24 protein-coding genes are annotated in these 22008 nt (G+C 59.5%); 14 read left to right on the top strand and 10 right to left on the bottom strand.

Annotated features, from left to right (window positions below; translation table 11 throughout):
- Positions 1-116 precede the first annotated feature (116 nt).
- On the top strand, positions 117-815 hold the full coding sequence (locus tag ACR0M9_RS11070) for a glutathione S-transferase N-terminal domain-containing protein (protein WP_480773583.1): 699 nt from the start codon (positions 117-119) through the stop codon (positions 813-815).
- 142 nt (positions 816-957) lie between these two features.
- On the top strand, positions 958-1974 hold the full coding sequence (locus tag ACR0M9_RS11065) for an alpha/beta hydrolase family protein (protein ID WP_480773582.1): 1017 nt from the start codon (positions 958-960) through the stop codon (positions 1972-1974).
- Between the two features lie 212 nt (positions 1975-2186).
- On the opposite strand, the gene ACR0M9_RS11060 is transcribed toward ACR0M9_RS11065, so the two are convergent.
- Complete coding sequence (locus ACR0M9_RS11060) at positions 2187-2684, bottom strand: hypothetical protein (RefSeq protein ID WP_480773581.1); 498 nt, start codon at positions 2682-2684, stop codon at positions 2187-2189.
- A 241-nt stretch (positions 2685-2925) separates the two neighbouring features.
- Positions 2926-3297, bottom strand: coding sequence for an OB-fold nucleic acid binding domain-containing protein (locus ACR0M9_RS11055; protein ID WP_480486023.1), 372 nt, complete (start codon positions 3295-3297; stop codon positions 2926-2928).
- A gap of 127 nt (positions 3298-3424) precedes the next feature.
- Between ACR0M9_RS11055 and ACR0M9_RS11050 the strand changes: the two genes are divergently transcribed.
- Together ACR0M9_RS11050 and ACR0M9_RS11045 are read left to right on the top strand one after the other, a co-directional pair.
- Entirely contained in the window at positions 3425-3748 is a 324-nt protein-coding gene (locus ACR0M9_RS11050) for a 2Fe-2S iron-sulfur cluster-binding protein (protein WP_209504265.1), read from the top strand.
- Complete coding sequence (locus ACR0M9_RS11045) at positions 3748-4491, top strand: FG-GAP repeat domain-containing protein (RefSeq protein ID WP_480486025.1); 744 nt, start codon at positions 3748-3750, stop codon at positions 4489-4491. Before ACR0M9_RS11050 ends, ACR0M9_RS11045 begins: the two co-directional genes overlap by 1 nt.
- Before the next feature lie 136 nt (positions 4492-4627).
- Here ACR0M9_RS11045 and purD read toward each other — a convergent pair whose 3' ends face one another.
- Entirely contained in the window at positions 4628-5896 is a 1269-nt protein-coding gene (gene purD, locus ACR0M9_RS11040) for a phosphoribosylamine--glycine ligase (protein ID WP_480773580.1), read from the bottom strand.
- Between the two features lie 76 nt (positions 5897-5972).
- Between purD and xseA the strand changes: the two genes are divergently transcribed.
- Both xseA and ACR0M9_RS11030 read left to right on the top strand, forming a co-directional pair.
- Positions 5973-7457, top strand: a complete 1485-nt coding sequence (gene xseA, locus ACR0M9_RS11035) for an exodeoxyribonuclease VII large subunit (RefSeq protein WP_480773579.1) — start codon at positions 5973-5975, stop codon at positions 7455-7457.
- 3 nt (positions 7458-7460) lie between these two features.
- Complete coding sequence (locus tag ACR0M9_RS11030) at positions 7461-8102, top strand: glutathione S-transferase family protein (RefSeq protein ID WP_480773578.1); 642 nt, start codon at positions 7461-7463, stop codon at positions 8100-8102.
- On the opposite strand, the gene ACR0M9_RS11025 is transcribed toward ACR0M9_RS11030, so the two are convergent.
- Entirely contained in the window at positions 8103-8498 is a 396-nt protein-coding gene (locus ACR0M9_RS11025) for a hypothetical protein (RefSeq protein ID WP_480773577.1), read from the bottom strand.
- A 140-nt stretch (positions 8499-8638) separates the two neighbouring features.
- Between ACR0M9_RS11025 and ACR0M9_RS11020 the strand changes: the two genes are divergently transcribed.
- The 5 genes from ACR0M9_RS11020 (at position 8639) to ACR0M9_RS11000 (ending at position 12874) form a co-directional block, all read left to right on the top strand.
- Positions 8639-9277 carry a lysoplasmalogenase family protein gene (locus ACR0M9_RS11020; protein WP_480773576.1) on the top strand — a complete coding sequence of 213 codons (639 nt, stop codon included), beginning with the start codon at positions 8639-8641 and terminating at the stop codon, positions 9275-9277.
- Between the two features lie 58 nt (positions 9278-9335).
- Entirely contained in the window at positions 9336-10478 is a 1143-nt protein-coding gene (gene ftsY / locus ACR0M9_RS11015) for a signal recognition particle-docking protein FtsY (RefSeq protein WP_480773575.1), read from the top strand.
- 88 nt (positions 10479-10566) lie between these two features.
- Positions 10567-11469: an EamA family transporter gene (locus ACR0M9_RS11010; protein ID WP_480476492.1), complete on the top strand. Its 903-nt coding sequence runs from the start codon at positions 10567-10569 to the stop codon at positions 11467-11469.
- Between the two features lie 16 nt (positions 11470-11485).
- Positions 11486-12091, top strand: a complete 606-nt coding sequence (locus tag ACR0M9_RS11005) for an inner membrane-spanning protein YciB (protein WP_267363984.1) — start codon at positions 11486-11488, stop codon at positions 12089-12091.
- Positions 12092-12205: 114 nt separating this feature from the next.
- Positions 12206-12874 carry a Crp/Fnr family transcriptional regulator gene (locus ACR0M9_RS11000; RefSeq protein WP_480773574.1) on the top strand — a complete coding sequence of 223 codons (669 nt, stop codon included), beginning with the start codon at positions 12206-12208 and terminating at the stop codon, positions 12872-12874.
- A gap of 218 nt (positions 12875-13092) precedes the next feature.
- Here ACR0M9_RS11000 and ACR0M9_RS10995 read toward each other — a convergent pair whose 3' ends face one another.
- The 6 genes from ACR0M9_RS10995 to rpiA form a co-directional block, all read right to left on the bottom strand.
- Positions 13093-14586 (bottom strand): DegQ family serine endoprotease, encoded by a 1494-nt coding sequence (locus tag ACR0M9_RS10995; protein ID WP_480583571.1) that lies wholly within the window; start codon positions 14584-14586, stop codon positions 13093-13095.
- A gap of 127 nt (positions 14587-14713) precedes the next feature.
- Positions 14714-14908: a DUF2065 domain-containing protein gene (locus tag ACR0M9_RS10990; protein WP_267363999.1), complete on the bottom strand. Its 195-nt coding sequence runs from the start codon at positions 14906-14908 to the stop codon at positions 14714-14716.
- On the bottom strand, positions 14908-15804 hold the full coding sequence (gene hflC / locus ACR0M9_RS10985; protein WP_480773573.1) for a protease modulator HflC: 897 nt from the start codon (positions 15802-15804) through the stop codon (positions 14908-14910). The genes ACR0M9_RS10990 and hflC overlap by 1 nt, the downstream gene beginning before the upstream one ends.
- 3 nt (positions 15805-15807) lie before the next feature.
- Positions 15808-16950: an FtsH protease activity modulator HflK gene (hflK, locus tag ACR0M9_RS10980; protein ID WP_480773572.1), complete on the bottom strand. Its 1143-nt coding sequence runs from the start codon at positions 16948-16950 to the stop codon at positions 15808-15810.
- Positions 16951-17022: 72 nt separating this feature from the next.
- Positions 17023-18381 carry a glutathione-disulfide reductase gene (gene gor / locus ACR0M9_RS10975; protein ID WP_480773611.1) on the bottom strand — a complete coding sequence of 453 codons (1359 nt, stop codon included), beginning with the start codon at positions 18379-18381 and terminating at the stop codon, positions 17023-17025.
- 124 nt (positions 18382-18505) lie between these two features.
- Positions 18506-19294: a ribose-5-phosphate isomerase RpiA gene (rpiA, locus tag ACR0M9_RS10970; protein ID WP_209504279.1), complete on the bottom strand. Its 789-nt coding sequence runs from the start codon at positions 19292-19294 to the stop codon at positions 18506-18508.
- Positions 19295-19461: 167 nt separating this feature from the next.
- Between rpiA and ACR0M9_RS10965 the strand changes: the two genes are divergently transcribed.
- The 3 genes from ACR0M9_RS10965 to ACR0M9_RS10955 are packed head-to-tail and all read left to right on the top strand — an operon-like array spanning position 19462 to position 21975.
- The gene (locus tag ACR0M9_RS10965) at positions 19462-20163 is read left to right on the top strand and encodes a glutathione S-transferase family protein (RefSeq protein WP_480773571.1); all 702 of its coding nucleotides are present in this window, start codon (positions 19462-19464) and stop codon (positions 20161-20163) included.
- 1 nt (position 20164) lies between these two features.
- Positions 20165-21538: an L-serine ammonia-lyase gene (locus ACR0M9_RS10960; protein WP_480493463.1), complete on the top strand. Its 1374-nt coding sequence runs from the start codon at positions 20165-20167 to the stop codon at positions 21536-21538.
- Between the two features lie 20 nt (positions 21539-21558).
- Positions 21559-21975 carry a GFA family protein gene (locus tag ACR0M9_RS10955; protein WP_480773570.1) on the top strand — a complete coding sequence of 139 codons (417 nt, stop codon included), beginning with the start codon at positions 21559-21561 and terminating at the stop codon, positions 21973-21975.
- Positions 21976-22008 lie beyond the last annotated feature (33 nt).

The raw sequence follows: 22008 nt of genomic DNA, 5'->3' as shown, positions 1-22008 counted from the left end.
ATACGCCTCGGGCGGTTCGCGGTCAAGCCCGGCCTGCGCTTCGGTCACGCTTTCGTAAGCGGTACTTGCCGAACCGGCAGAAACCCGCATGATCCCTGTCAACATCAGGAGAATGCATGGCTGACCCGATTGATCTGTATTTCTGGCCGACACCGAATGGCTGGAAAGTTTCCATCGCCCTGGAAGAGATGGAGCTGCCCTATACCACCCATCTGATCAATATCGGCAAGGGTGACCAGTTCGATCCCGCATTCCTGAAGATCGCCCCCAACAACCGGATGCCCGCCATTGTCGATCCTGACGGGCCGGGTGGCGCACCTATTTCGGTTTTCGAAAGCGGCGCGATCCTGATGTATCTGGCCCGCAAGACCGGGCGGTTCTATGGCACGTCCGAGCGTGACCGGATCGCGGTCGAGGAATGGTTGATGTGGCAGATGGGCGGCGTTGGCCCGATGGCGGGTCAGGCGCATCACTTCCTGAAATACGCCCCGCAACTGGACCCGCCGCAGGACCTGCCCTATGCCAAGGACCGCTACCGCGCCGAGGTCGCGCGCCTGTACGGCGTATTGGACAGGCGGCTGGCCGAAAACGAGTATGTCGCGGGCGATTTCTATTCCATCGCCGACATGTCGATCTGGGGCTGGGCCAGCCTGTGGGAAGGCCAGCAGCAGGTGCTGGAGGACAAACCGCACTTTGCCCGCTGGCTGGAGACCGTCAGCGCCCGCCCAGCCGTTCAGGCCGGACGCGCGTTGTATGCCGAGTTGCGAGGGGATCACCGGGACAAGCAGGCGCAGAGCGTTTTGTTCAAGCGGTAAGACTTATGGGCTGCTTTGAGCCCACTTTGACCGATGCTGCGGTGTGGGCGAATGCCGGCTTCGAGGAACTTACCAACTGAGCAGAATGTTTATTGAAAATTCCTAGAAATTTCCAGAGCGTTGCCGATGAAGGAGACTCACGATGGTAAACTGTGGTTATCGAACCGGCGTGATTTGGGATGTGACGCGCTCAAATTGGCAAAACAATGCAGACCGCCCAATCGCTTGGTCAGCATGGTATCCAGTCGAAGATGTAGAGACAACTGAACGGCCTCCGGGGCAATTCTTTGAACTTGGAGAAGTTATCTGGGAAGCCACACTGGCCCCGAAGGAGACTTTTCCCGTCATACTGTTATCACATGGTACTGGTGGCACAGCTGAAAGCCTTGGTTGGATCGCCCGCGCGCTGGCATCGGAAGGCTATGTGGTCTTGGGCGCAAATCACCATGGCAACACTGGCTTGGAGCCTTATCGCGCCGAGGGCTTTCTTTGCTGGTGGGAACGAGCGACCGACCTGTCAATACTGCTTTCGGAGGTTGGGTCGAAGGGCTTCTTCGCCAACAGATTGGACCTCGATCAAGTAGCAGCACTCGGGTTCTCTCTTGGGGGACATACGGTCTTGGCCCTGTCAGGTGCGCGAACTTCTTTGGATGAGTTTGACGCATGGCGCAGGGCCAACGAGAATACTGAAGGTGGCCCGAGAGAGTTTCCGGATGCAGCGGAACAAATTTCAACGCTGATGGAAACTTCGGATGCATTCCGCGTATCTTGGGCACGTCATAGCAATGATTACTCAGACGTTCGGATTAAGTCTGTTGTTACGATTGCGCCAGCGCCACCAATCCGTTCATTCGTTTCCACCTCAATCACTGAAATTCAGTTGCCTGCTGTTATCCTTACCGGAGGTGCCGATGATGAAGCGCCATCAGAGCATTGTGCCGATTGGCTTGCTTCACAGAACGACAAGTTCCATCTCTGCTGCCTTGGCCGACACGTGGGACACTACACGTTCTTGGATTTCCCTTCTGACAAGTCGCTCATTGGGAAAGAGGACATCTTTTCAGATCATGAAAGTGTGGACAGAAGAAAAATTCATAAACAGACAATAGAAATCGTAATTCAAAGCCTAAGGACGACAGTAAGCAAACGTGAAGCTTGACCACCTCCTGGTGGGAAAGCAGCCATTGGCGCAGCCGCAGCAAACGGCAACTTCGTCCCGCTAAGCGGACTAACCCTCTCCCCCACACCAACACATCCTGTATCCCCGGCATATCCTCGATCCTTGCCGCGATCGCATGGGTTACCAAATGCGCCCTCTGCATCCGGCCCTGCAACGCCCCCGGCGGAGAATCCTTGGCGTGGGGCGACCTGTCAGCGAAACTGGAATTCAGGTTCCGCGGGGAAAGACATGGAAATACCTGTCCAGTGCCCATTGCGCAGCCTTGCAACGTTCCGCCCGTCAACACGCATCCGGGTTGTCAGGACAAATGCGGCCTGCCCTTTGTTCGCTCCGGCTTTCTGGGCTGCGCCGTCAGAACGCTCGGCCCCGTCGAAAAGCATACCATCGGGTTTTGCCGACCGCCGGGACCGAAAGTTCGGAACCAAATGCGGCTTTCGATCCGTTTCGTCAGACGAGCGCGACACTTCAATCCGCTTGAGTTGCTGCAACTCCGACCGAAGCTTTTTTGCAGTCTCAACCTGCCTGCGTTCAAAGGAATAAGCGCTTAACGCCTCATCAATCATTCGGGCGGTGTGAACATACCCCGCAGAACGTGTGAGTTCCGAGAGCTCTGCCAGACGGTCGGAAATCCGGCTTTCGTCCCGTGAGACGGTTTTTTCGAGCGATCCTTGGTGTGTTGCGTTGGGCATCCGAACTGACTCTGAAAAGACGTTGAGTGATGCGCAATCCGGCCCGAGCTTTGACGCAAGCCGATGCGCAAAGATGCGTGTCACTACGCGCCCGGCGCCGGAGAGTCGACCATCCCGCGTTCAAGTGGCGGAAAAGCGCCTTAAACACACATTTGAGGCAAAGAAAACATATCGCCCCGCTCTCCAGGCGCGGGTTTGTGGCACTGTGACGAACAATGTTGGATTGATCCGCACGACAGACCTAACCCTGCCCCTGCACCAGCAGGTCCAGCATGTCCGAGATATCCTCGATCTCTTCCGCGATCACGTGGGTCACCGAATGCGCCCGCTGCATCCGGCCCGTCACCTTCAGCAACCGCCCCGAGATCACCGCACGGCGGAAGCGTTCGTAGATTTTGCGCCAGACCACCACGTTGACGATCCCGGTCTCATCCTCAAGCGTCAGAAAGATCACGCCTTTGGCCGTCCCCGGCCTCTGCCGCAGGATCACCAGCCCGGCCACGGCCACACGCGCCCCTTCGGGCGGGGCCTCCAGCTGGGCGGAGGGCAGACAGGACGGCGGTCGCGGCCAGTCCCGGTTTGAAATCGCGCGGTGAAAAGGGGCAGTAAACATAAGAACAAAAATAGAACAAAATACAGGAAAGTCCAGACACGGCGCAAGGAGTCGCAAATGAGGCTGGAAACACCTAACTCCCTTCACTAAGGAAGGTTTCGAACATCGCAAAAGGAAGACGCACGCAATGGCAAAGATCACCTATGTCGAGCATGGCGGTACCGAGCACACTGTCGAGGTCGCCAACGGACTGACCGTCATGGAAGGGGCCCGTGACAACAATATTCCCGGCATCGAGGCCGATTGCGGCGGTGCCTGCGCCTGCTCGACCTGCCATGTCTATGTTCACCCCGACTGGGTCGAAAAGATCCCGGCCAAGGACGACATGGAAGAGGACATGCTGGATTTCGCCTATGAGCCCGACCCGGCCCGCTCGCGCCTGACCTGCCAGATCAAGGTAACCGACGCGCTGGACGGTCTGATTGTCCAGATGCCCGAAAAGCAGATCTGATGCCCAACAAAGCGCCGCGTCAGCCCGCCCGCCTGTGGCAATGTCGGGTGCGCAGCGCTTTGCTCCCTTTTGGCCTGTGGTGCGCGCTGCCAATCGCTGTCGCGGCGGATACCATCACCGACGCCCGCTTCACGGAACCAACCACGCGATACGCGCATGGTGTTTTGGGCGACAATATCGAATACGGCGCGCTGGAACTTGTGGTCGATGATACAGTCGTAACGGTTCGTCTGCCACAGGACCGTGTATTCGAAGACCTCGCGCCGCGTCTGGCAGACATCGACAGGGACGGCGCGGTTGAAGCAGTTGTCGTCGAAACGCAGAACACAACAGGCGCTCAGCTTGCGATCTACAACGCCGCTGGCGAAAAAATCGCAGCCACACCTCATATCGGCGCACGTTTCCGCTGGCTCGCCCCGGTCGGTGCTGCTGATCTGGATGGTGACGGCAATATCGAGATCGCCTATATCGACCGCCCCCACCTGGCCAAAACCCTGCGCATCTGGCGCTTCAAGGATGGTGGACTGACCGAAATCGCTGTTCTGCCCGGCCTGACCAACCACAAGATCGGTGAGGATTTCATTTCCGGCGGCCTGAGGAGCTGTGGCGACCATCCCGAAATGATCCTCGCCAGCGCAGACTGGTCGCGGATCATCCGTGTTTCCTATCAGGATGGCTGGCATCTGACGGACCTCGGTCCGCTCAAACACCGCGACAATCTCACATCAGCCCTGAATTGCTGATCCGCTTCTTCATCTGGCCATAAATACCCTGAGGGGGTGAGCGGTTGAAAGGAAATCGTCCAGTGGACGATTTCAACCGCGAACGCGCGCAGCGCCGGGAGGCCGCAAGGCCGAGGGGGCAAAGCCCCCTGCCCGATCATCCCTCCAAAGCGCGCCAGCCGATATCGCTGCGATAGAACCCTTCGGGCCAATCCACGGCATCAACCATCTGATACGCCCGGTCGCGCGCCTCTTGCAGCGTTTTTCCGCGCGCGGTCACGTTCAGAACGCGCCCGCCGACAGCCTGCACCTGCCCCGCAGCCTCGCTAGTGCCGGCATGAAACACCATATTGCTGCTGTCCTCGGGCAAGCCGTCCAATCCTTTGATGACCGTGCCCTTCTCGTAGGTTCCCGGATAACCTTTGGCCGCCATCACGACCGTCATCGCGTGATCATCGGCCCAGTTGACCCGCATCTCGCCCAGCCGCCCTTCGGCGGTGGCATGCAACAGGTCCATCGCCTGCGCGCCCAGACGCATCATCAGGACCTGACATTCCGGGTCCCCAAAACGGACGTTGTATTCCACAAGGCGCGGCTGGCCGTCCTTGATCATCAGCCCGGCATAGAGAATTCCCTGAAACGGCGTGCCCCGGCGCTTCATCTCGGCAATGGTGGGGCGCACGATCTTTTCCATCGCACGCGCTTCAACTTCCGCGCTCAGAACCGGCGCCGGAGAATAGGCACCCATCCCCCCGGTGTTCAGGCCGGTATCCCCTTCGCCCACCCGCTTGTGGTCTTGGGCCGTGCCGATGGACAGGATGTCTTGGCCGTCGCACAGAACAAACAAAGACGCCTCTTCGCCGTCCATAAACTCTTCGATCACGACCTCGGCCCCGGCCCCGCCAAAAGCACCGCCGAACATGTCGTCAATGGCGTCAAGCGCCGTGTCTTCGTCCATGGCCACGATCACGCCCTTGCCCGCGGCCAGACCATCGGCCTTGACCACGATGGGCGCTCCCTGTTCGCGGATATAGGCCTTGGCGGGTTCGGGCGCGGTGAACCGCGCATAGGCAGCGGTGGGCGCATGTGCCGCGTCGCAAATTTCCTTGGTAAAGCTTTTTGAGGCTTCCAGCCGGGCCGCTTCGGCAGACGGTCCGAAAACCAGCACCCCGGCTTCGCGCAGGCGATCCGCCACTCCGGCGGCCAAGGGGGCCTCGGGGCCGACAATCACGAAATCAATCGCGTTTTCCTCGGCAAAGCTGACGACGGCCCCACCGTTTTCGATATCCAGAGCGGCACACTCCGCGATCTGAGCGATCCCGGCATTGCCCGGCGCCACGATCAGACGGTCGCATTTTGGGTTTTGCATCACCGCCCAGGCCAGGCTGTGTTCGCGCCCGCCGCTGCCGAGAATAAGGATGTTCATGGGGTCGTCTCCGATCTGCTTGGCCTCGCCTGCGCGGCGTTCTAAGCTGGGTGAGCAATTGAAACAAGGCGCTGAAATGTCCGACCTGCTTGATGACCCGATTCCGGGCCAAAACACCCCTGAATACACGGTTTCCGAGGTATCGGGCGAGGTGAAGCGCACGCTGGAAAGCGCGTTCGGGCGAATCCGCGTGCGCGGCGAAGTCGGGCGCGTGTTCAAGGCCCGGTCCGGGCACCTGTACTACGACATCAAGGACGACCGGAACGTTTTGGCCTGCACGACATGGAAAGGTCAGGTTTCCAGCCTCTCGGTCGTGCCAGAGGAAGGGCTGGAGGTAGTCGTCACCGGTCGCCTGACCGCTTTTGGCGCGCAATCCAAATACAACCTGAATGTCGATGAAGTTGCCGTTGCCGGTCAGGGCGCACTTATGGCCTTGCTGGAAAAGCGCAAGAAACAGCTTGAGGCCGAAGGTTTGTTTGCGCCCGAGCGCAAGAAGCCCCTTCCGTATCTGCCGCAGATCATCGGCGTCGTGACATCGCCTTCGGGCGCGGTGATCCGTGACATTCTGCACCGGCTTCGGGACAGGTTCCCGCGAAAGGTGCTGATCTGGCCCGTGGCCGTGCAGGGCGCAAACTGCGCCCCCGAGGTTGCCCGCGCCATCGAAGGGTTCAACCAGTTGACACCCGGCGGCGCACTGCCCCGTCCTGACCTGATCATCGTGGCCCGTGGCGGTGGGTCGATCGAAGATCTTTGGGGCTTCAACGAAGAGAGTGTCGCGCGCGCCGCCGCCGCATCGGACATACCGCTGATTTCGGCCGTCGGGCATGAAACCGACACGACCCTGATCGATTTTGTCTCGGACCGCCGCGCGCCAACACCCACAGCTGCGGCAGAGCTGGCCGTGCCGGTCCGCATCGAACTGCTCGCCTGGACCGGCGAGCAAGGCGCCCGCTTGTCGCGCGCGGCAACGGACGCGGTGCAGCGCCGTTCGCAAAGGCTGCGCGATTTGTCCCGCGCCCTGCCGCGCCCGGACAGCCTGTTGAACTCCCCCCGGCAACGCCTTGATTTGATTGCGGATCGCCTGACCCCGGCTTTGACGCGAGGAGTGCAAAACCGCCGCCTGCAAGTTGTGGAACTGTCAGCCCATCTGCGCCCGTCAACTCTGCGCGGTCTGGTCTCGGCCCGGCAGGAATCACTGCGCAACCTGTCGTCGCGCCTGTCCCTGCGCCCAATTCAACGCGAGATCGGCCAGCACGCGCAAAACCTTGCCCGGCTTGGTGACCGGATGAACGCGGCGCAGACCACGCGGCTGGATCGTCTGAAACATCAGCTTGAGGCCACAGACCGCCTGCGCGAAACGCTCAGCTACAAGGCGACGCTGGAACGCGGATATGCCGTGGTTCGCGCAGATGGGAATGTCATCACGACCAAGGCCGAGGCCGCAAAACACACGGTGCTGGACATCGAATTCGCCGATGGCATTCTTGGCACCGGGACAGCCGCAAAGCAGACCAACCGGAAATCCAAACCGGATACACCAGATCAAGGATCGTTGTTCTAAGCCATGCTGACAATCTGGGGCCGCAAAACGTCATCGAATGTTCAGGCCCTGATGTGGTGCGTCGGAGAGATGGATCTGCGCTTTCACCGCCACGATGCAGGGCACAGATTCGGCGGGCTGGACACCGATGCCTTTCGCAAGCTGAACCCGAACGGCACCATCCCAGTGCTACAGGATGGCGATCACCCACCGCTGTGGGAAACCGGCGCAATCCTGCGCTACCTGGCGAATGCCTATGGCGGGAATGCGTTCTGGCCACGCGACCCGGTCCAACGGGCTGAAATCGACAAATGGGCGGAATGGGCCAAGATCAACGTTGCGATGGATTTCACGGTGCCCGTGTTCTGGCAGGTTGTCCGGACCGCCCCGGCAGAGCAGGACCAAAACGCGATTGAGCAGGCCGTTGCCGCGCTGGATAGCAAACTGGTACTTGCCGATACCCGGCTGTCAGAAAACACCTACCTGTGCGGGCCCGATCTGACGCTGGCCGATATTCAGCTGGGACATATCCTTTATCGCTATTACGACATCGCGATATCCCGCGCGGTCCTGCCCAACCTGCGGCGCTATTACGATAAGCTGACAGAAAGACCTGCATATCAGCAGCATGTCATGCTCAGCTATGATGAGCTTCGGGTGACCTAGTCAGACACCGACGTCGGGGCCATAACACACCATTTCTTCCCCGATATCTTCCGCCTCGTACAGTTCGGTCGCCTGCGGGTCGCCTTCAAACTGCGCGACAAGGCCACCGCCGGATCGCGTAAAGACCCAGCATTGCGGATCAAACCGGTCTTCGTAGATGAAACAAATCTGCTCTTCCTGCTGATACCATACACCTTCCTTGCAATCGCCATCCAGAAATGACCAGATCACGCGGCGGTTGGGCAAATAGCGTTCGACCCCGTAAAACTGCCCTTCGAAACCGTAAAACAGGGTCTTGCCCTGCGTATAGGTGTCGAATTCGGGGCCGGACAAAGGGGTCTGGGCCGCAGCGGGCGGTGCGGCAAAGCAGGCGAGAATCATCAGCGCTCGGAACATACGCCCATTGTGTCAGATGCGATCCCGCTATGCCATTCACCCTTTGGCCAGGGCTTGGGGAAACACGCTTAACTCAACGTAAGCGCTTGATTATATGCCGCGCTCGGGATGAAGGTATTCGAAAACCGCGGTGAGGTGACATGACAACCTTTCTCTTCTGGATCGCCCTTGGCTGCGCATTGGGATACCTGCCCCTGACGGCCCGACCAGCCAGTTCCTTGCGCACTGTGCTGAAAACCTCCTCGGTCGCCGCGCTGGCAGTCATTGCGGTTCTGCAGGGCAGCCCATGGATGCTTGCCGCTGCGCTTGCCCTGTGCGCAACCGGGGACGCGCTGTTGTCGCGTGAAACGGATGCCACGTTCATGGCCGGCATTGCCGCTTTTGCCGCCGGGCATCTGGCCTATATCGCCCTGTTCCTGTCGCATCCTGCCAGCTCCTCCAGCCTGATCTGGGATGCCCCCGCGATCGTGTGGTCTCTGGTCATTCTGGGCATTGTCATGGCCACACTGCTTGCCCCCCGCGCCGGAGACCTGAAAGGCCCTGTTCTGGCCTATATCCCGATCATCCTTGGCATGGGGATCACCGTGCTGGCGCTGCCCCAGACAGGTGCCTTGCGATGGGCATTCCCGGCTGCAATCGCCTTCATCGCGTCCGATCTGATCCTTGCTACGGAAAAGTTCCTGCTGCCTGCGAACCACCCCGCCCACAAGCTGACGCCCTATCTGATCTGGCCGCTCTACTGGGGCGCGCAATTTGGTTTCGTCTTTGCTTTTGCGTGACCCTTTGCAACTGCCGCAAATCCGCATTAGGTGAAAGGAACACCTGCGGAGACCAAATATGGCGTTTTTCTCAAAGCTAAAGGACAAGCTGTTCAAATCCTCATCCCGCCTCGAACAGGGGCTGGACGCCATCGTCGAGGATGGTGGCGAGGAAACCGCCGTTCCCGACCCTGTCCTCCCCGAACCTGAGCCCGAACCGCAACCGGTTCCCGAAATCCCGACCCCTGAACCGGCGCAGGAACCGGCTGAACAACCTGCCCCCGCCCCGGCGGATCCCACACCAGTTGCCCCGCCACCAGAAATCCCTGAATCCAAAGGCATCCTGAACCGCTTGTTCAGCCGTGGCAGCGCTGCCACAGAAATGCGCCGCACGCTGGATGACGACATGCTCGAGCAACTCGAAGAGCTGCTGATCGCTTCTGACATGGGCGTCGACACCGCCCTGCGTGTCACCTCGAACATGGCCGAGGGGCGCTTTGGGCGCAAACTCTCGACCCGGGAAATCAAACAGTTGCTGGCGCAGGAAGTGGCCCGCGTGATGGAGCCCGTGGCCAGGCCCCTGCCGATCTATCCCAAACGCCCGCAAGTGGTGCTGGTCGTCGGCGTCAACGGCTCGGGCAAGACCACGACCATCGGCAAACTGGCCAGCCAGTTCAAGCAGGCTGGCAAAAAAGTCGTCATCGCCGCCGGTGACACCTTTCGCGCTGCGGCCGTCGAACAGTTGCAAGTCTGGGGCGACCGCGCCGGGGTTCCGGTTCTGACCGCGCCCGAGGGCTCGGACCCCGCCAGCCTCGCCTTTGACGCGCTGACCCGGGCTCAGGCCGAAGGCGCAGATCTGCTGATGATCGATACCGCCGGGCGCCTGCAAAACCGCACCGACCTGATGGAGGAACTGGCCAAGATCGTCCGCGTCATCCGCAAGGTCGACGAGACCGCACCGCACAACACCTTGCTGGTCCTTGACGCCACCACAGGTCAGAACGCGCTGAGCCAGGTGGAAACCTTTCGCAAGCTGGCCGATGTCTCGGGCCTGATCATGACCAAGCTGGACGGAACCGCCAAGGGCGGTGTGCTGGTCGCGCTGGCCGACAAGTTCGGCCTGCCGATCCACGCTATCGGGGTGGGAGAACAGATCGATGACCTTGCCCCCTTCGATCCCGAAGAATTCGCCGCCGCCCTGACCGGGCTCGACAAGGGCTGATCCGCCACTTCATCTGGCCCCAAATATCCTCGGGGGTGTGGGGGCAGACAGCCCCCACCCCTCTCCGCCCTACAAAAGGTCTGCGTATTTGAGCGACTGGCTGATCTCACTTGAAGGCACCGAAGCCGGTCACCAACTGGCGCTGGCACTGGCGTTGATGGCCGCTTTCCTGCACGCCGCGTTCGGGGCGCTGCAGAAAGGCCGTCATGATCCATGGCTGTCCCGCGGTGCCATTGACGCCAGCTATGGCCTGATGGCCGCCCCGTTTGCCTTTTTCGTGGTGCCCTGGCCTGAACCTCATATGTGGCCGATCTTCGCCCTCGTCTGGCTGATCCACATTGCCTACAAGACGCTGCAGGCCGCGGCGTACACCAAAGGGTCCTACACGGTCGTCTATCCCGTCGTGCGCGGGACAGGCCCGCTGTTTACGGTCATTGGTGCCTATCTTCTGTTCGGTGAAACATTCTCGACCGTGCAGTGGCTGGGCGTCGCAACCCTGCTGGCCGGGATATTCGGCCTGGCCGCCTATAATTTCCGGTTTCTCGAAACCAACCGGGACACGCTGGGGATTGCGCTGGTCCTCGCGATCATCACGGGGCTGTTTGTCGCCCTTTACACCACCTATGACGCCTATGGCATACGTGCCACTGCCGACCCGTTCACATTCCTGGCCTGGTTCTTCATGATCGACGGCGCGGCGATGCCGGTCTACGCCTTCCTCAGATGGCGCGCGATGACACATCGCCCTGCGCCCGGCCCGCTGATGCTGCGGGGTCTGGCCGGCGGCATCATCGCGCCTTTGTCCTTCGGTTCGATCATGCTGGCCACGCGGCTGGACAAAGTCGGCGAAGCCGCCGTGCTGCGCGAAACCTCAACCGTCTTTGCGGCGCTGATCGGCTGGCTTGTCCTGAAGGAGACCGTTGGCCCAAGACGCATTGCATTGATGGCATTGATTGCACTCGGCGCAGTAATAGTTGAAATGGGCGGGTAAGCAGCAGGACATACCGATGACAGGCAAAAAAGACATCAACCCATTTCTGAAACAGGTGCTGGAGCTTGGCCCGCCGCTGGCCTTCTTCTTCATCTACCTGCGCTTGCGTGATGACAGCTTTCTGATCGGTGGTACCGAATATTCCGGCTTTATCATCGCCACGATTATCTTCGTCCCCCTGATGCTGGGGGCAATGGGTATCCTGTGGTACCTCACCGGCCAACTCAGCCGGATGCAGATTTTCACGGCCTTCATGGTCATTTTCTTTGGCGGCCTGACCGCATGGTTCAATGACGAGCGGTTTTTCAAGATGAAAACCACGCTTGTCTATGGCCTGTTCGCCCTGATCCTTGGCATCGGCTTGCTGCAAAAGAAATCTTATCTGGCCTACGTATTGGATGAAATGCTGCCGATGAAGCACGAGGGCTGGATGATTCTGACGCGCCGCCTATGCGCCTGTTTCGCTGTTCTGGCCGCCGCAAACGAGTTTGTCTGGCGCACCATGTCGACCGACCTTTGGGTCAAGATCGAAACCTTCGGATTTCCCATCGCGCTGATGGCCTTCCTGATGCTGCAATTCAGCATCTTGCAACGCTACATGGACGACCCGGAACAGAAATAACTGCCCTGACGTCGCCATACCTGCAAAAACAAACAAAATTCTTGGCTTAGCCGCCGAGCTATGGGAAGTTGTATCACCACCCACACTCACACCTTGCCCAAGATCGGTGTATACATGACGGCCTTTCCCACCAGCGGCTTCCTTTCCGAAGCCTCCGACGGGCTTAGAGAGATGCTTTCGGCGCAAGCGACCGACATCTCGCTGGCTCAAGGAGAAACCCTTTTCGAACAAGGCGATGAAGGGGATTCGCTCTATGCCATTCTGGAAGGCACGCTTGAAGTGTCCTTTCTGGCGATGAGCGGCCGGAAACTGACATTGACGCTGATGCGCCCAGGTGAAGTTTTTGGCGAGATTGCGCTGTTTGACAACGGCCCGCGCACGGCGACTATTGCGGCGGCCGAGCCATCGCGCGTCCTGCGTGTGCGTCGCAATGACGTCATGAACCAGATCAGAAAACAGCCTGACCTTGCCGTGGATCTGATCCGGTTGGCCGGGCTGCGGATGCGATGGATGGGGTTGCAGCTGAACGAGCAGGTCTTTTTGCCCATGCCCATTCGACTGGCCCGAAAGCTGCTGCATCTGTCGGAATTGCAGGACGACCCAACGCAGCGCATCACCCTGTCGCAGAGCGAACTTGCCGAATTTGTCGGGGCTACGCGCGAGGCCGTTTCCAAGACAATCTCGATCTGGAAACGCGACAATATTGTCGAATCCTCGCGCGGCTGCTTGTTGATTCAGGATTTCGACGCATTGCGGGAACTGGCCGATTCCGAACTTATCTGAACCAGTGTGATCTGGTTCACATACGAAGGGGCCGGTGTTGACCTAAGGTGAAGTTGTTACCGTAGGAGGTCAGAGAATCATCCCCGATATCTGTCCACTGATCTCTCCCTGTATCTGAGCCATACGCAATTTCAGCGTATGGCTCATTTTCTTTCTGCATGCCTCTTCAGGTGTTCAGGCAATGAAAAAGGCCGGGACAAGCGCCCGGCCTTTTCAAATCACTCTTCCAGGCTTAGCGCCACAAATCGCGGCTCGCCCCCCCTGCGGACCAAAAGCAGCAGGGATTTCCGCCCAGCCTCTCGCGATTGGTCCATTCGGGCTTCCAGGTCCGCGATGGTTTCCACTTTCTGCTGACCCGCTTCCGTGATCAGGTCACCCGCGCGCAACCCTTTCGCGTAAGCCTCAGACGCTTCGTCAACATTCGAAATCACCAGACCTTCGGCATCTGCGTCCAATCCCATATCCGCACGCAGCGTATCTGTGAGCGGGGAGATGGTCAGCCCGAGAATATCGGCGTTTTCTTCGACCGGAGCATCCTGCGTTTCTTCTTCGTCATCTTCTTTGCTTTCTGCGTCCTCGCGGCGTCCCAGCGTGACCAGAATTGTCTGTGTGCCGCCATCGCGGTGCACAATGACCCGGACAGCTTTGCCGACTTCTGTTTCGCCGACCTGACGGACCAAACCTCGGGTGTCTTCGACTTCGACCCCGTCAAAGCTGATGATCACGTCGCCCGCTTTCAGACCGGCCTCTTGGGCGGGGCCTTCCGGGACATCGCTGATCAGCGCGCCGCCGGGTTTTTCCAGCCCCATCGCCTCGGCCATATCCTCGGTCACGTCCTGAATGCGGACGCCCAGCCAGCCGCGCCGGGTTTCGCCAAATTCGCGCAGCTGATCGACGACCTTTACCACCACGTTCGACGCCATCGAAAAGCCGATACCGATCGAGCCACCATTTGGCGACAGGATCGCGGTGTTCACGCCGATCACTTCGCCGTCCATGTTGAACAATGGACCGCCCGAGTTGCCCCGGTTGATCGCCGCATCTGTCTGGATGTAGTCATCATAAGATCCGCTGAGCGCCCGGTTGCGGGCCGATACGATACCAGCGGATACAGAAAAGCCCTGGCCCAGCGGGTTGCCCATGGCAATAACCCAGTCACCCACACGCGCCACGTCGCTGTCGCCAAATTGCACGTATTTCAAGGGGCCGGACGCCTCGACCTTGAGCAGTGCAATGTCGGTTTTCTCATCGGTTCCGATGACCTTGGCCACCAGTTCTTTTTTGGGCTGCCCGTCGCCGGGGAAGAATTCCACAAGGATTTCATCAGCTTCCGCAATGACGTGATTGTTGGTGACAATGTAACCATCTTCAGAGATCACAAAACCCGACCCAAGGGCGTTGCTGCGTCGGGGCGGGCTGTTGTCATTGCCGCCGTTGCGATCCTGAAACTCGCGAAAGAAATCCTCGAACGGAGACCCCTCGGGCACGATACCCTGCGGACCTGTCTGACCTTCGATCAGGGTGCTTGTGGTGATGTTCACCACGGCCGGGCTGATCTTTTCGGCCAAGGGCGCCAGGCTTTCGCCTCTGGCCTGAGCGGAAACCGACTGCGCCAGCACAAGCAGCGTACCGGCAAAGGCCAGCCACAACAGCCGCATCCAAACACTCACGTCGTCCCACCGGACGGATAAACTGCGCGCTTTCGCCTGCACTTGAGCTCTCCTTGTCGACAATCTTGCCAAGGCCTGTTTCGGCCTTTCTTAGTTTCCAATGTAGTCAGTTTAACCCGGTGAGCAACTCGGGATCGCAGGGAAATCACCCGCACGTGAAACCGCCCCGTCAAAAGCCCAGTTGATATGCCCCCCAGAGCAGGATCAAACCGCTGACAACACAAAGCAACCCGGCCAGACGCCGGGCCTGTTCGGGCATGGCGCGCAACGCCTCCAGCATCCGCTCGATAAGCGAAGGGGCCAGCGCATAGGCCAGCCCCTCGACAATCAGTACCAGCCCGAAGGCCAGAAGGATCATACCCATCATTCGGACGGCACCGCCACCGGTGCCCGCCGACCTGTTGGCGAGCTGAGGTAGTTGAAGAAGTCCGAATCCGGGCTTAGCACCAACGAGCTGTTTCCGCCCTGAAGCGCATTTTCATAGGCAGACAGAGAGCGGTAGAATTCAAAGAACTCGGGGTCTGCTCCGTAGGCATCCGCAAAGATCGCGTTGCGTTCGGCGTCGGCCTCACCACGAACAATTTCAGATTCGCGGCGGGCATCCGACACCAGTTCCACCACTGTACGATCGGCTTGCGCGCGGATACGCTGTGCAGCTTCCTCACCACGGGCCACTTCATCTGCCGCTTCACGCTCGCGTTCGGCACGCATACGCGCAAAGGTGGCTTCGAGGTTGGCTTGCGGCAGGTCAGTGCGTTTGAGCCGGACGTCGATCACTTCAAGACCCAGGTCGCGCGCTTCGGTAATGGCCCCATTGCGGATGCGCAGCATCAGCGCCGCCCGGTCCGAGCTGAGGATATCGTTCGAGCTGACAGAACCCAGAACTTCGCGCGTTTTCGCCCGCAAAATGGAATCCAGCCGCTGTTCTGCGGTATCGATGCCGCCCGCACCCACCGCTTCGCGGAACTGGCGCACATCGGTAATCCGATAGCGTGCAAACGCGTCAACCACCAGACGACGGTCATCCAGAGGTGTCACCTCCAGTGGTCCGACCTCGCGGCTCAGAATACGGTCGTCGTAACGAACCACATCGTCGAAGATTGGCAGTTTGAACGCTAAACCGGGATCTTCCTTGACGCTCACAACGCGACCAAATCGCAGAACCAGTGCTTTTTCACGTTCGTCGACGATGAAGATCGACGATAGCGCAGCCACCACAAGAACAAAAATGACAGGCAGAACAAAAGTTGATTTACGCATCTTTTAGTTCCCCTCGCCCGAGTTGCGGCGCAATTCGTTCAGCGGCAGATACGGGACAACGCCCTGCCCCTGCCCACCGGCATTCTCATCCAGAATGATCTTGTTTACGTCGCCAAGAACCTGCTCCATCCGCTCAAGATAGAGACGCTTGCGCGTCACGTCCGGCGCTTTGGCGTATTCCGCCAAAACCGCGCTGAAGCGGCTGGCCTCACCCTGTGCTTCGTTCACGACCTGGGCGCGATAGGCTTCGGCTTCTTCCAGAACCTGTGCCGCTTCACCACGCGCACCGGCGAGAACCCGGTTGGCATAGGCATCAGCCTGTTTTTCAAGCCGGTCACGTTCCTGACCCGCTGACTGAACCTCGCGGAATGCGTCCTTGACCGGTTCTGGCGGGTCGGCACCATCAAAGTTCACACGAACGATATTGATGCCTGAACCATAGCTGTCGAGCGTGGATTGAATCAGCTCCTCAAGCCGTTCCGCGATAACCGCACGGTCGCGGTTCAGGATCGGCGCAAGCGAAGATTGCGCGATAATTTCGCGCATCGCGGATTCCGAAACCGCCTGAATCGTTTGTCTGGGATCGCGCAGGTTGAAGAGGAAATCTGCCGGATTGGAGATGTTCCAGACCACCTGAAAATCGATATCGACGATGTTTTCATCACCCGTCAGCATCAGACCCGCATCGCTTCCACGACCACCCGAGCCGATGGTTTCCGTCTGTTCGACCTTCACCGGAATAACTTCGGCCGTCACAACCGGCCATGGGGCAAAGTTGAGACCTTCTGTACCGATCCCCGAGAAGCGGCCAAACAGCAGTTCAACTGATTGCTCTTCGGGTTTGACCGTATAGGCGCTGGCCACGCCCCACATCACCAGAGCGGCGACGCCACCCAGCAGCAGGGTGCCCTTGGTAAAGGCCGGACCGCCACCGCCCTGATCACCGCTACCGCCACGGCCACCGCCGCCACGGCCGCCCATGAGGACGCGCAGCTGCTCCTGGCCTTTTTTCATCAGTTCATCGATCTCGGGAATATGCGGGCCATCGCTTTCGGGAGGCTTGCGCCCGTTCCCGTTGTTACCCTGATTTCCTCCGCCACCGGATGAGCCTCCGCCCCCCCAGGGGCCGCCGCTGTTGCCCGCCATATGTATCTTTTCCTTCGTTTTGGACCGTGTGATCACGGGTTCCCTTGTAACCTGTGTGCGCGCGCTTGCAAATCAAGCCGTGCGCACAGGTTGCCGCATTGTCACCAGTTCTTCGGCCATGACCGGGTGAACTGCAACCGTGCGGTCAAAATCTTCCTTGGTCGCGCCCATCTTTACGGCGATTCCCGCCAGCTGGATCATCTCGCCGGCACCGGGGGCGACAATATGGCAACCCAGCACCTTGCGCGTGGCCTGAGAGACGATGAGTTTCATCAGTACCCGCTGCGTGCCGCCAGCAAAGGATTTCTGCATCGGCTTGAAAGATGTGGCATAAACCTCAATCGGTTCCTGTTCTGCTGCCTCTTCTTCGCTGAGGCCGACAGTTCCCATCTCAGGCTGAGTGAAGATCGCGGTCGGAATCAAGTCGTGATCCACCGGTGTCGGATTGCCCTTGAACACGGTTTCCACAAAGGCCATCCCCTCGCGGATCGCAACCGGTGTCAGGTTCACCCGGTCCGTCACATCGCCAATGGCAAAGATCGAAGGCACAGCGGTCTGGCTGTATTCATCCACGATGATCTCGCCCTTACGGCCGCGTTCAACGCCCAAAGCCTCCAGCCCAAGGTTATCGGCATTCGGCGCACGGCCCGTGGCATACATTACCACATCAAAACTCTGCTCGGAGCCGTTGGTGGCCTTGACCCAGATCTTGTCGCCCTGCTTTTTCATCTCGAGCACATTGGTGCCCAGATGCAGGTCGATGCCGTTCTGACACATTTCTTCGCTGATCAGTCCACGCGCCTCGTCATCAAACCCCCGAAGGATCTGTGCGCCGCGATAGAACTGAGTCGTCCTGACCCCCAGCCCGTTCATGATCCCGGCAAATTCACAGGCGATATAACCGCCCCCTACGATCAGGATGCTTTCAGGCAGCTTGTCCAGGTGGAATATCTCGTTCGACGTAATCGCCAGTTCCGAGCCCGGGAAATCCGGAACAACCGGGCGACCGCCGGTGGCGACCAGAATGTGTTTGGCCGTTTTGCGGGTTCCGTCGGCCAGCTCGACCGTGTGGGCATCCACAAGGCGCGCACGCTGGTCAAAGCTTTCGACGCCGTTGTTCTTCAGGATATTGCGATATATCCCTTCCAACCGATCAAGCTCGGCCACCAGCTTGCCGTGGAAAGTGTTCCAGTTGAACGCGCCGGGCTGAATGTCCCAGCCATAGGCCTGCGCATCCCCGACCATGCCCGAGTATTCGCTGGCAAAGACCATCAGCTTCTTTGGCACGCAGCCCCGGATCACACAGGTGCCGCCATACCGGTCTTCTTCGGCCAGCGCGACCTTGGCACCGGTTTCGCCCGCCGCAACACGCGCCGCGCGGACCCCGCCCGAACCTCCGCCGATGACAAAAAGATCATAGTCAAAGCTCATGCCGGGTTCCTTCATTCAACTTGCAAAATTCTCTGGATATCTGGGCGTAAAAAACCCTGTGCCAACCCCCGGCGCGGAAAATTCGAACTTTCATAGCCACTTGCCGAAGGGACCTGCACGATACTCAGTCCGAAAAATCGGAAAACAGGTTATCGCGCGACCCGCTGAGCAGCTGATCCAGTTCGACCGTGCCCGCGTTGATATCACGCAGCTCGACCCGGCCATCGCCATGGCCGATCACGACCTTGTCGCAGATGTCGATGAACAGGCCATTTTCCACAACACCGGGCACCTGGTTCAGGATCAGCGCCATCTGGCGCGGGTTGCCGATGCGCTTGAGGTGCAGGTCAAGGATGTGGTTGCCCTCATCCGTCACAAACGGCGCCTCGCCATTCATGCGCAGCGCCGAGGATGTCCCAAGCACATCCATCGTATCCAGGGCTTCCTCGATCAATGTGCGCGTTGTCTGCCAGCCAAAGGGAATGACCTCGACAGGCAGCGGAAAGGCCCCCAGAGTTTCAACTTCTTTGCCTGCATCGGCGATGACGATCATCTGGTCGCTGGCCGTGGCCACAATCTTTTCCTGCAGATGCGCACCGCCACCGCCCTTGATCAGGTTCAGGTCCTGATCGAACTCATCCGCGCCATCGATGGTCATGTCCAGCCAACCGGCCTGATCCAGTGAGATGACGTCGATACCAACCTCGCGGGCAAGCTGCGCCGTGCGGGTCGAGGTTGGAACACCCTTGATCCGCAGTCCGTCTTCGCGCACCCGTTCACCCAGACGGCGCACCAGCCAGGCGGCTGTCGATCCTGTGCCAAGGCCCACGCGCATCCCGTCTTCGACCATGTCGGCGGCACGGTACGCGGCAACATATTTCGCGGTGTCGATTGGCGACAGATCTCTGGTCATGGCAGCTTTCCCAGTTTATTCTGACGGAGTTATAGGGAATGCGTCAGACGACTGCGACCCCATTTTGCGATCCGACAGGTGTTAAGATGTCTCAGGACTACGCGTTTCCTGTCGGAAAAGTCGCAATCATGTCTTACACCCACATCTTTGCGCTGTAAGTTGCGCGCATGTTGACCCCGTACCGCCTGCACTATGCCCCTGACAACGCCTCGCTGGTGATCCGGCTGGCGCTGGACGAGATGGGCATGGCTTATGAAACCGTGCTGGTGGACCGCCGCCAGAACGAGCAGGACAGCGACGCGTATCGGTCGCTTAATCCCAACGGGCTGATCCCGGTTCTGGAAACGCCGCAGGGCCCGATCTTTGAAACTGCGGCGATCCTGCTTTGGCTGACGGAGCGCCATGGTCAACTGGCCCCGACGGCGGATGATCCTGAACGCGCCGGATTTCTGAAATGGCTGTTCTTCGCGTCCAACACGTTGCATGCGGATCTGCGCATCCTGTTCTACGCTGAAAAATACATAGACGCCTCACAGGCCGACACGCTGCGCGCGGGCATCCGACCCCGGTTGCTGCAGCATCTGCGGTTGCTGGATGCGCTGGCGCAACGCGGGCCTGAGTGGTTTCGCGCAGGTGTCCCATCGGTTCTGACCTATTATGTCGCCTGCATGATGCGCTGGATGGCCCTGTACCCTGTAAGTGCTGACCACAGCTGGTATCAATTGGCCGACACGCCGCATTTGCAGAAAGTGCTTCTGCACCTTGAGACATGCCCCGCCACCCGTTCGGCAATCGCTGCGGAAGGTTTGGGCGTTACACCCTTCACATCCCCTACTTACGCTAATCCCCCGGAAGGCTCGGCTATCTGATATGTTCCTATCTGTCTTCGATATGTTCAAAGTGGGCATTGGCCCGTCTTCATCTCACACAATGGGCCCGATGGTGGCCGCGGCGCGCTTTCTGGACATGATGCGCGCGTCCCCCTTTGAATTTACGGGTCTGAAAGGTTCACTGCACGGCTCGCTGGCCTTCACCGGCGTCGGCCATGCGACCGATCGGGCGACCATTCTGGGTCTGGCGGGCTTTGTTCCCGACACCTATGACAACGAAAAGGCCGAGGCCGCGCTGGCCGATATCGCACGCACGCACACCGTAACGCCCGAAGGCCTGCCGACGCTTCATTTCGATCCCAAGGCGGATCTGATCTTTGACTACGACAACAATTTGCCCGGGCACGCTAACGGGATGATCCTGATGGCCACCGACGCACAGGGCGATGTGATCCTGCGGCAGGTGTATTATTCGATCGGCGGCGGTTTTGTCCTGACCGAGGAAGAACTGGCCGAGGGGAAAGACACCGATGAAGGCGACCCGGTCCCGTTCCCGTTCAAATCCGCCGCAGAAATGCTTGAGATGGCCAAATCCAGTGGCAAGACCATAGCCGGGATGAAGCGCGCGAACGAGATCGCGCGGGGCTGCGCCGACAGTTTCGCGAAAGGATCGGCCCGTTTGTGGGACGTCATGAATGCCTGTATCGAACGCGGCTTGACCACTGACGGCATCCTTCCGGGCGGTTTGAAAGTGCGCCGCCGCGCGAAAGGCATCTATGATGCGCTGATGGCCGAACGCGGCATGAACCTGACCGCGCCGCACACGATCAACGACTGGATGAGCGTCTATGCCATGGCGGTCAACGAGGAAAACGCGGCAGGCGGGCAAGTTGTCACTGCGCCAACCAACGGGGCCGCAGGTGTTCTGCCCGCTGTTCTACGCTACTATCTGGACCACGTACCGGGCGCGTCCGAAAGCCATATCGAGGATTTCCTGCTGACCGCGGCGGCCATTGGCGGGTTGGTGAAATACAACGCCTCAATCTCGGGTGCCGAAGCGGGATGTCAGGCCGAAGTTGGCAGCGCCGCTGCCATGGCGGCAGCCGGGCTTTGCGCCGTGATGGGGGGAACCCCTGAACAGGTGGAAAATGCCGCCGAGATCGCGCTGGAGCATCATCTGGGCATGACCTGCGACCCTGTTGCCGGACTGGTTCAGGTTCCTTGTATCGAACGAAACGGGTTAGGCGCTATCAAAGCAGTTTCAGCCGCCTCACTGGCCTTGCGCGGGGACGGTCAGCATTTCGTGCCGCTGGACGCGGTGATTGAGACGATGCGCCAAACCGGCCATGACATGCATGAGAAATACAAGGAAACCTCGCTGGGTGGTCTGGCTGTGAACGTACCGAACTGTTGAAACAGAAAGCGAGGGGCGACATGCGTGGGCATTGTCTGTGCGGCAAGATCCGGTTCGAGGTCGACCCTCCGGTACTTTCATGCGTCACCTGCCATTGCGACAGTTGCCGTCGCCAATGCGCAGCGCCGATGACAACGTATTTCGGAGTTCGGGATGGCCATTGGCGGTGGACCGGTGAAGAGCCCAAGCATTTCAACTCCTCTCCCGGTGTCGAGCGCAGCTTCTGCCCGCACTGCGGCACGCCAATGTCCTTCCGTTCAACCGCCATGTCGGATGTGGTGCACCTATATGTCGCGACGCTGGGCGCTCCTGAAGCGCTGGAACCAACGTTGCATGTCGCGCATGAAGAAAAGCTGAAATGGCTGAAATTGGAGGATGGTCTGCCCACCTGCAACGGGCCGGATTACACCAAGGTTCAGCCCCTGCCCGACCGCTGACAACAGCGCTTCCCTCTGCGTCGCGAAACAGAT

This window comes from Ruegeria sp. CH2, from assembly GCF_056537065.1.
Note: the sequence above shows the minus strand (reverse complement) of the source record. Positions and strands in the feature narration are given on the sequence as shown.

Bases quoted from the DNA above. Each gene is read 5' to 3' on its own strand.
- rpiA (WP_209504279.1), bottom strand. From the start codon at position 19,294: ATGACCAGAGATCTGTCGCCAATCGACACCGCGAAATATGTTGCCGCG.
- ACR0M9_RS11060 (WP_480773581.1), bottom strand. From the start codon at position 2,684: ATGCCCAACGCAACACACCAAGGATCGCTCGAAAAAACCGTCTCACGG.
- ACR0M9_RS11065 (WP_480773582.1), top strand. From the start codon at position 958: ATGGTAAACTGTGGTTATCGAACCGGCGTGATTTGGGATGTGACGCGC.
- ACR0M9_RS11020 (WP_480773576.1), top strand. From the start codon at position 8,639: ATGACAACCTTTCTCTTCTGGATCGCCCTTGGCTGCGCATTGGGATAC.
- ACR0M9_RS11000 (WP_480773574.1), top strand. From the start codon at position 12,206: ATGACGGCCTTTCCCACCAGCGGCTTCCTTTCCGAAGCCTCCGACGGG.
- ACR0M9_RS11025 (WP_480773577.1), bottom strand. From the start codon at position 8,498: ATGTTCCGAGCGCTGATGATTCTCGCCTGCTTTGCCGCACCGCCCGCT.
- ACR0M9_RS11050 (WP_209504265.1), top strand. From the start codon at position 3,425: ATGGCAAAGATCACCTATGTCGAGCATGGCGGTACCGAGCACACTGTC.
- ACR0M9_RS11045 (WP_480486025.1), top strand. From the start codon at position 3,748: ATGCCCAACAAAGCGCCGCGTCAGCCCGCCCGCCTGTGGCAATGTCGG.
- ACR0M9_RS10965 (WP_480773571.1), top strand. From the start codon at position 19,462: ATGTTGACCCCGTACCGCCTGCACTATGCCCCTGACAACGCCTCGCTG.
- ACR0M9_RS10960 (WP_480493463.1), top strand. From the start codon at position 20,165: ATGTTCCTATCTGTCTTCGATATGTTCAAAGTGGGCATTGGCCCGTCT.
- hflK (WP_480773572.1), bottom strand. From the start codon at position 16,950: ATGGCGGGCAACAGCGGCGGCCCCTGGGGGGGCGGAGGCTCATCCGGT.
- ACR0M9_RS11055 (WP_480486023.1), bottom strand. From the start codon at position 3,297: ATGTTTACTGCCCCTTTTCACCGCGCGATTTCAAACCGGGACTGGCCG.
- ACR0M9_RS10990 (WP_267363999.1), bottom strand. From the start codon at position 14,908: ATGGGTATGATCCTTCTGGCCTTCGGGCTGGTACTGATTGTCGAGGGG.
- purD (WP_480773580.1), bottom strand. From the start codon at position 5,896: ATGAACATCCTTATTCTCGGCAGCGGCGGGCGCGAACACAGCCTGGCC.
- ftsY (WP_480773575.1), top strand. From the start codon at position 9,336: ATGGCGTTTTTCTCAAAGCTAAAGGACAAGCTGTTCAAATCCTCATCC.
- hflC (WP_480773573.1), bottom strand. From the start codon at position 15,804: ATGCGTAAATCAACTTTTGTTCTGCCTGTCATTTTTGTTCTTGTGGTG.
- ACR0M9_RS11030 (WP_480773578.1), top strand. From the start codon at position 7,461: ATGCTGACAATCTGGGGCCGCAAAACGTCATCGAATGTTCAGGCCCTG.
- ACR0M9_RS11070 (WP_480773583.1), top strand. From the start codon at position 117: ATGGCTGACCCGATTGATCTGTATTTCTGGCCGACACCGAATGGCTGG.
- xseA (WP_480773579.1), top strand. From the start codon at position 5,973: ATGTCCGACCTGCTTGATGACCCGATTCCGGGCCAAAACACCCCTGAA.
- ACR0M9_RS11005 (WP_267363984.1), top strand. From the start codon at position 11,486: ATGACAGGCAAAAAAGACATCAACCCATTTCTGAAACAGGTGCTGGAG.
- gor (WP_480773611.1), bottom strand. From the start codon at position 18,381: ATGAGCTTTGACTATGATCTTTTTGTCATCGGCGGAGGTTCGGGCGGG.
- ACR0M9_RS10955 (WP_480773570.1), top strand. From the start codon at position 21,559: ATGCGTGGGCATTGTCTGTGCGGCAAGATCCGGTTCGAGGTCGACCCT.